Here is a 6,978-nt window from a genome sequence, read left to right as displayed (position 1 = left end):
GATCCGGGAGAGCAAGGTCGAGAGCGAGCCGGAGGCGATCGGCGAGCTGCTTCATGCGATCGGCGGGCCGTACAAGCGGGTGGGGCTGGAGGCCGGACCACTGTCGCAGTGGCTCTACAGCGGCCTGGCAAGCGCGGGGTTTCYCGTGATCTGCGTCGAGACGCGGCACATGAAGGCCGCGCTCTCGGCGCAGATCAACAAGACCGATCGCAACGATGCCCGCGGCATCGCGCAGATGATGCGGGTCGGGCTTTACAAGCCGGTGCATGTCAAGACGGTCCGGAGCCAGGAGATCCGGATGCTTCTCACCGCCCGCAAGTTCGTGCAGACGAAGCTCCTCGACGCCGAGAACAACCTGCGCGGCCTGCTGCGCAACTTCGGGCTCAAGGTCGGCGCCGTGACCCGGGTTCAGTTCGAGCGGCGGATCCTCGAGCTGCTCGAACAGTCTCCGCATCTGCGCCTGATCATCGAGCCGCTTCTCGAGGTGCGGCGGGTGCTGCGGGAGCAGTTCCAGCATCTGCACAAAGCGATGGGGCGGCTGGCCGAGAGCGACGAAACCTGCAAGCTGCTGATGACGGCGCGGGCGTCGGTCCGATGGTCGCGCTGAGCTTCCGGGCCGGCGTCGACGAGSCGGCTCGCTTCGGCCGATCGCGCTCGGTTCCGGCCCATTTCGGGCTGACGCCCTCGCGCTATCAGTCGGGAGAGATCGATCGGGATCGCGGCATCTCGAAGTGCGGCGATGCCGGGATCCGCTGGGCGCTGGTCGAGGCCGCCGGGATCCTGCTGCGGATCTCGAAGAAGAGCTCGCCGCTGAAGMCGTGGGGCTTGCCGTCGCCCGTCGTCGAGGCATGGCGAAGGCGACCGTGGCGGTAGCCCGGCGCCCGATAAAAAGATTGAGACGCCTCTCCATCCGACCCGATCATGAAGCGGCTCAGCGCCGACTTCGCAGAGAAGCCAGACCCCTGGCGGGAACTCATTATCGCGCAGCGTGGCGCAGAGGCTTGTCGGATAATCACCCAAAGCGATCGACGACGGGCTCCGTAGCTACACGGTTAAACGAATTAGCTCTGATCGAAGGATTGCCCGCAAAGCTCGTCATGGCCGACGCGGCCTATGACGCCGATCCCCTCAGGCGAAAGATTGCCGAGAAGGGCGCCATCGCCGTCATTCCCAACAACCCGTCACGGGCGCGCAAATATCCCCTCGACAAGCACCTCTACGCCCAGCGCCACCTGATCGAATGCTGCTTCTCGAGGCTTAAGCAGTTTCGGCGGGTCGCGACGCGGTTCGAAAAGACCGCCAGACACTCCGTCGTCACAATCGCCGCCATGGTCCTATGGATCAGATAAGTGTCCACAGATCCTAGGCTCGGGTGCTTGGCTCCATGCACCGCGCCAAAGCCTTATGGCAGGACCGCGACCCGGGCGAGCAATGTGACCAGCTCCGCCTGACGCTTGGTATTGGTCTTGGCGAAGAGTGCGGACAGTTGCGAGCGAACGGTCGAGCGGCTGAGGTGCAGCTTACGGGCGACATCGACCGGCAGATCGCCGTTGGCCAACAGAAGCGCAAGCCGCGTCTCGGCCGTAGTCAGACCAAACATGCGCTGAAGCATGAAGGGGTTAGGTCGCAGGTGAGCGTCAAGATCGACCAGCATCACCAGACTGGTACTATCGTGCGGTATAGCGTCTGCGGCCTGGTTCAGGACGAACGGCGCTTCGTGTTGGTTCCAGATGACGACCCAACACAATGGACCCAGCGGCGGCCGGTGTGGCGCCCGCGCCAACAATTGCATGAAGGCGCTCGTCAGTTGATCAAACTCTTCGCCCGAACTGGTCTTGCAGCGCAGAATCAGCCGGGCTGCGGCGTTGGCCTCGACAATCCTGCGGCGGTGCTCGACAACGAGATACCCACATCCGAGGCGGTCGAGCGTGCTCAGGGCGAAAGCGCCTTGATAATTCCTGGGGGAGGCGACCCCTGACCTGCCCTCCTGGTCGGCCGGCACACTCCTGGGTATTTCGCATGGCTCAGAGGTCATCGATTTCACCTTACCCGCCAAGCTATCCCGGTTTCGCCTGCCCCCATCTGGACGCACGTGTCTCTAACTTTGGGGATCTTTGAGTGTTCCTTGCCCGGGGGAACGATTTGTCGTGGCCCGGCGTTTGGGACGGTGCTGGAGTAGCTGTTGTGCACGCGTCGCGTTTTGCGTGTCGGCCTGGGGCCGAGATTGCCTGGACCGGTCAGCACGGCCCGGGATATCCGCCAGCGAGCAAACTGCGGCAGGCGTCGTTCAAGGGGCTCCGCGACGATGCAGATGCTGCGACTTATTAGAATCCCGACCTTCCTGATAGCATGCGCACCCCGCGGCCGGTCCGAGTGTAATCATGCCCACCAGCAACTCTCTTTCGTGGAGCGCTGAGAGCCTCCGTCGCGCTATCGGCGCAGCCGGGGTCGCCCTGTGGTCGTGGAACGTAGAGACCGACCGGTTCGCCATGGACGAACGGGGATACGCCTTATGGGCCGTGCCGGACGACGGCAACCCGGTGAAGTTCGAGGACCTGTCTGCCCGCATCCACCCCGCGGATCGGGATCGGGTCCGGGCCGCCTTCGCTGCGGCGCGGGCCATTGTCGGTGCCTACGAAATCGACTTTCGCATTATTATCGACGAGGAGATCCGTTGGATTTCTGCGCGCGGCATTGGCGACGATTCCCATCTGCACAATGGCGTTGCGTACGGCATCTTTCTGGATGTGACGGGCCGCAAGCAGGCCGAGGAAGGCCATGAGCTTCTCGCCGGGGAGATGAGCCATCGCGTCAAGAATCTGCTTGCAATTGCCTCGGGGCTGACCCTGATCTCGTCGCGGTCCACGACGACCGCCAAAGAGATGGCCACCGAATTGACGGGACGCCTGGCGGCTCTTGGGCGAGCGCACGATCTAGTGCGGCCGCTCCCGGGCCATCAGGGGCATGCGGCTCTCCTCGGCGACCTGTTGTCGATCCTGCTGTCTCCTTATGAGGATCTGGGCGCCTTCAGCGGGCGCATCCGCGTCGCGGTGCCGCGCATGGGCGTTGGTGAAGGTGCGGCGACCGTGCTGGCCCTGGTCATCCATGAGCTCGCGACCAACTCGTTGAAGTATGGCGCGCTGTCGGCCGACACCGGCACGTTAGATGTTTCAGGTTGCTCGGACGACGAAGAGATCAAGATCGTCTGGACAGAGCGCGGAGGTCCCGCCGTCGAACCTCCAAACGGCGCCGGTGGGTACGGTAGCCGCCTCGTGGTTCGTAGCATCTCCGGGCAATTGGGCGGCTCGATCGACTACAACTGGTCCGCCGAGGGGGTCATTGTCACGTTACGGATGAAGGCGGCGAAGCTGGCCGATTAGGCGGCGCAGTAACGATCACGAAGGGGTGCCCGTCAGCCCAGTTCACCTCATTATCGGGGCGGCGCCCGTCTTCGAGATCACCTCCTTGCGAGGAAGGCGAGCAGGGCGGCGATCGCGAGCGGTAGCGCCCCTTGCCCGGGCGACGGGGACCCGGATTGGGACGCTCCGGCAGAGCGAGGTCGATCCCGCCTTCCATGCGGGCGGGGAGGTTGCTGAGAGGCATGGGATCAAAGGGCCCGGAGCCTCAAACGACATTCACGCCTTGAGGCTGCGATATGGCCACTCCGCCTCATCACGTCGGTCGTTCGCATGGCCGCCGATGGAACGGTTGGCGGCCCCTCGTCATTGAGCAAATTGGCCCCTGCTTCGGTATGGCTGCCAGAATAAGATCATTCCTGCTGGCCAAGCAGAATATCTGCGCGTGCCCGGATATCGGCCCAATCAGGGTCCCCGACAGTGTTCGGACGAGCAGGCCCTGTTCCTTGCCGATTCCGACGAAGTCGCCCCTCGTTTCCGAGATGATGGCGCACCCTGATTCCGAGATGATGTCGCCCCCGGAAGCGGGCCGTGCTGGACGCTGATTGTTGTTGTGTCGTTTCGGCCTGTGGTCAAGCCTGAGGTTGGGTTTTGGCGCGGCGCATGCTGTCGCCGTCGAGGTCGAGGCGATGGGCGTTGTGGACGAGCCGATCGAGGATGGCGTCGGCATAGGTCGGATCGCCGATCACCTCATGCCATGCCGAGATCGGAAGCTGGCTGGTGATGATGGTTGACCTGCGTCCATAGCGTTCCTCCAGGATCTCCAGAAGGTCATGGCGGGCCTTGGCGTCGAGCGGCTCGAGGCCCCAGTCGTCGAGGATCAGGAGCTGTACGCTGCCGAGCTTGGCGAGGAAGCGGGCGTGACGCCCGTCGCCACGTGCCAGGGCGAGCGTCGAGAACAGCTTCGGCACGCGCTGATAGAGGACCGAGCGATCGTCGCGGCAGGCCTTGTGCCCGAGCGCGCAAGCGAGCCAGCTCTTTCCAACGCCGGTGGGGCCGCAGATCACCAGATTGTCGTGGGCGCCGATCCAGTCGCCGGCGACGAGCTTGGTGAACAGCCCTCGGTCGAGCTTGCGGCTGCTGCGGTAATCGACGTCCTCTGGCGCCGCCTGATGGCGCAACTTGGCGAAGCGCAGACGCGCGGCGAGCTTGCGATCGTGCCGGAAGCTCCATTCCCGGTCGAGCAGCAGGGCGAGCCATTCCGGGTGGGTGAGACCTTGGGCCTCGGCGTTGGCGATGAGTTCGTCGAAGGCCCTGGCCATGCCGGCAAGGCCCATGGCGTTGAGACGATCGAGGGTGGGATGGTTCAGCATGCTGCTCTCCTTCAGTGGTAGTAGCGTGAGCCTCGGATGTTGGGATGCGCGATCGGCTGGTCCGGAGCGGGCGCCGCGGCCGGGGTCTGGTCGAGCCGGTTGTCGAGGATCGACCTGACCGAGCCATAGGTCCGCGCGCCGATATCGAGCGCGCGGTTACAGGCCGCCTCGACCCGCTCGCGGCCGAAGCCCCTGACCAGGCGGACAATGCCGAGACAGGCGCGGAAGCCCTGCTCGGGATGGGGTCGATCGGTCAGGATCTTCTCGCAGAGCAGAGCCGTGCAGACGCCGATCGCGGCGGCGTCGCGGGCGATGCGCTCGATCGTCCAGTCGGCGAAGCGCCGGTGCGAGGACGGCATGTGCTCGGTGATCGTCGTGTGGCGGCCATTGCCGCTTCCGCGAAGATGGGCCGCGATGCGCTCGCCCTTATGGAAGAGTTCGATCGTGCGCGCGGTGATCCGGGCCTCGACCTGCTCGCGCGCGAAGCGATACGGAACCGAGTAATAGTGGCGCTCGATCTCGACATGATAGTCGAGGCCAGCCCGCCGCAGCCGCCATTCGGCGAAGACATAGGGCTCGATCGGCAACGGCCGCAGCGCCGGACGGTCGATCGCCTCGAAGAGCTGACGCCGGGTCTGTCCGACCCGGCGCAGGACACGATGGTCGTTGAGATCGACCAGCATCTCGGCGATCGCGGCGTTCAGCTCGGCCAGGCTGTGGAAGATCCGGTGACGCAGCCGCCCGAGCAGCCAGCGCTCGACGATCAGCACGCAGGCCTCGACCTTCGCCTTGTCGCGAGGGCGCCGCGGCCGTGTCGGCAGCACCGCGCTGTCGTAGTGGGCCGCCATGCCGGCATAGCTGCGGTTGACCTGGGGATCGTACAGGCACGACCTGATCACCGCGACCTTGGCGTTGTCGGGCACGAACAGCGCCGGCGCGCCGCCGAAGGCCTCGACCGCGTGAACATGAGCGGCGATCCAGTCGGGAAGCGTCTCGCTCCAGCTCGCCTCGGCGTAGGCCAGGCTCGAGGCGCCCAGCACCGCCACGAAGATATGCGCGTCGCGGACCTGGCCCGTCAGCCGATCGACGAGGACCGCGACCTTGTCACCGGCATAATCGACGAACAGCTTGTCGCCGGCGGCATGGCTCTGGCGCATCGTCACCGGCAGCTTCGCCGCCCAGCCGCGATAGAGATCGCAGAAGCGGCTGTAGCGGTAGCCGTCTCGATGACGTGCGATGTACTCGTCCCAGATGATCTGGAGCGTCACATGCTTGCGCTTCATCTCCCGGTGGACCACGGCCCAGTCAGGCTCGGGGCTGCGGCGGTGACCCGTCTTCGTGCCGGCGGGATGGTACAGCGCAGCCTCCAGCCCGGCGTCGCCGATATCCTCGCCCAGCGGCCAGCTCAGCCCCGCCGCAGCCGCGCGTCGCAGGGTCTCGCGCACCGTCGATGGCGCCGCGCCGACGCGCACCGAGATCGCCTTGTGACCGAGGCCCTGCTCGAACCGATATCGCAAAATCTCGCGGACACGCCGCATGCTCACCCTCTCCGCCGGCATCAATCGCCCTTGAGATCGAGCAGGAGATTGACGATGCGATTAGTCAGTCGTGCTAATGGGATGAAGCCAAACCCACGTTTCGAGGACAGGACTACGGACAATCTCGGCGCCAGGGCCGGACCGCAACATGCGACGCGCACACACAACAGCAACTCCACCACGCCCGGAGAACGTCGCGGCGATCGGAAACGTTCCTGAGACGGAACCGATACCTCGTGAAATCGTCGTTCCCGGAAATGGCTTAAATTTCAGCGGAGAAGGGGGGCAGAATGGTTCAGGAGAAGCCCCGACACCGCAAACTTCGCAGGTACAACCTTCGGATCGCGCTCCGTCGCGCCGGCGCCTGGCGCTCAGGCGGCGATGGGTTTTTTCCGCGTCTTTACCGTTGGCGCAGCCAATGCCGCGGCTCGATCATGGGCTTCCTTCTCCAGGCGCTGTTGCTTCAGCTTAGCCGTGTTCGCATCACGGTGCCGGGCGAGGGTATCGAACTCCAACATGATCCGATTGCGCGCGAGTAATTGGGTCTGGGTCTTCAGAAAACTCTTGTCGGCATCGACGCGCTGCTTTGAATGTTCAGCCATGTCCATCTCCTGTGCGGTATTCCGCTGTCGCCGGCAGTAACGAAAAAAGGCCAAGCAGAAGCTTGGCCTTCCCTCGAATGACTGTTGTCGACGATGCCAGTACATCCGT

Annotated in this window: 9 protein-coding genes; 5 read left to right on the top strand and 4 right to left on the bottom strand. The window is 64.5% G+C overall.

The features are described 5' to 3' along the window. From AC1DRP_RS34140 to AC1DRP_RS34130, 3 genes are all read left to right on the top strand, one after another. Positions 1 to 607: IS110 family transposase (locus AC1DRP_RS34140; protein WP_476770848.1), on the top strand; the 607-nt coding region annotated here is incomplete at its 5' end. Continuing rightward, positions 595 to 873 carry a transposase gene (locus tag AC1DRP_RS34135; protein WP_476770847.1) on the top strand — a complete coding sequence of 93 codons (279 nt, stop codon included), beginning with the start codon at positions 595 to 597 and terminating at the stop codon, positions 871 to 873. The genes AC1DRP_RS34140 and AC1DRP_RS34135, both read left to right, overlap by 13 nt. Further along, positions 849 to 1,349: a transposase gene (locus tag AC1DRP_RS34130; RefSeq protein ID WP_476770846.1), complete on the top strand. Its 501-nt coding sequence runs from the start codon at positions 849 to 851 to the stop codon at positions 1,347 to 1,349. Before AC1DRP_RS34135 ends, AC1DRP_RS34130 begins: the two co-directional genes overlap by 25 nt. Before the next feature lie 53 nt (positions 1,350 to 1,402). Here the strand turns inward: AC1DRP_RS34130 and AC1DRP_RS34125 are convergent, their stop codons facing one another. Next, a complete protein-coding gene (locus tag AC1DRP_RS34125; RefSeq protein WP_476770845.1) occupies positions 1,403 to 1,600 on the bottom strand; it encodes a LuxR C-terminal-related transcriptional regulator in 198 nt (65 codons plus the stop codon). A gap of 30 nt (positions 1,601 to 1,630) precedes the next feature. Here AC1DRP_RS34125 and AC1DRP_RS34120 point away from each other — a divergent pair, with 30 nt between their 5' ends. Together AC1DRP_RS34120 and AC1DRP_RS34115 are read left to right on the top strand one after the other, a co-directional pair. Continuing rightward, a complete protein-coding gene (locus tag AC1DRP_RS34120) occupies positions 1,631 to 1,978 on the top strand; it encodes a hypothetical protein (protein ID WP_476770844.1) in 348 nt (115 codons plus the stop codon). Positions 1,979 to 2,381: 403 nt separating this feature from the next. Next, on the top strand, positions 2,382 to 3,380 hold the full coding sequence (locus tag AC1DRP_RS34115; RefSeq protein ID WP_476770843.1) for a sensor histidine kinase: 999 nt from the start codon (positions 2,382 to 2,384) through the stop codon (positions 3,378 to 3,380). 608 nt (positions 3,381 to 3,988) lie between these two features. Here AC1DRP_RS34115 and istB read toward each other — a convergent pair. The 3 genes from istB to AC1DRP_RS34100 all read right to left on the bottom strand — a co-directional run bounded on the left by istB (position 3,989) and on the right by AC1DRP_RS34100 (position 6,869). Beyond that, a complete protein-coding gene (gene istB / locus AC1DRP_RS34110) occupies positions 3,989 to 4,729 on the bottom strand; it encodes an IS21-like element helper ATPase IstB (RefSeq protein ID WP_476770842.1) in 741 nt (246 codons plus the stop codon). Between the two features lie 11 nt (positions 4,730 to 4,740). Continuing rightward, the gene (gene istA / locus AC1DRP_RS34105) at positions 4,741 to 6,267 is read right to left on the bottom strand and encodes an IS21 family transposase (protein WP_476770841.1); all 1,527 of its coding nucleotides are present in this window, start codon (positions 6,265 to 6,267) and stop codon (positions 4,741 to 4,743) included. 371 nt (positions 6,268 to 6,638) lie between these two features. Beyond that, the gene (locus AC1DRP_RS34100) at positions 6,639 to 6,869 is read right to left on the bottom strand and encodes a hypothetical protein (protein WP_476770840.1); all 231 of its coding nucleotides are present in this window, start codon (positions 6,867 to 6,869) and stop codon (positions 6,639 to 6,641) included. Between the last annotated feature and the right edge of the window lie 109 nt (positions 6,870 to 6,978).

The sequence above is a fragment of the Allobosea sp. 01N443 genome (assembly GCF_056399325.1).
The sequence above is the reverse complement of the archived record's forward strand: the minus strand, read 5'-3'. Positions and strand labels throughout refer to the sequence as shown.

What these genes read in the sequence shown, in the direction of transcription:
- AC1DRP_RS34115 (WP_476770843.1), top strand. Translation starts at nt 2,382, where the DNA reads ATGCCCACCAGCAACTCTCTTTCGTGGAGCGCTGAGAGCCTCCGTCGC.
- istB (WP_476770842.1), bottom strand. Translation starts at nt 4,729, where the DNA reads ATGCTGAACCATCCCACCCTCGATCGTCTCAACGCCATGGGCCTTGCC.
- AC1DRP_RS34100 (WP_476770840.1), bottom strand. Translation starts at nt 6,869, where the DNA reads ATGGCTGAACATTCAAAGCAGCGCGTCGATGCCGACAAGAGTTTTCTG.
- AC1DRP_RS34130 (WP_476770846.1), top strand. Translation starts at nt 849, where the DNA reads ATGGCGAAGGCGACCGTGGCGGTAGCCCGGCGCCCGATAAAAAGATTG.
- istA (WP_476770841.1), bottom strand. Translation starts at nt 6,267, where the DNA reads ATGCGGCGTGTCCGCGAGATTTTGCGATATCGGTTCGAGCAGGGCCTC.
- AC1DRP_RS34125 (WP_476770845.1), bottom strand. Translation starts at nt 1,600, where the DNA reads ATGTTTGGTCTGACTACGGCCGAGACGCGGCTTGCGCTTCTGTTGGCC.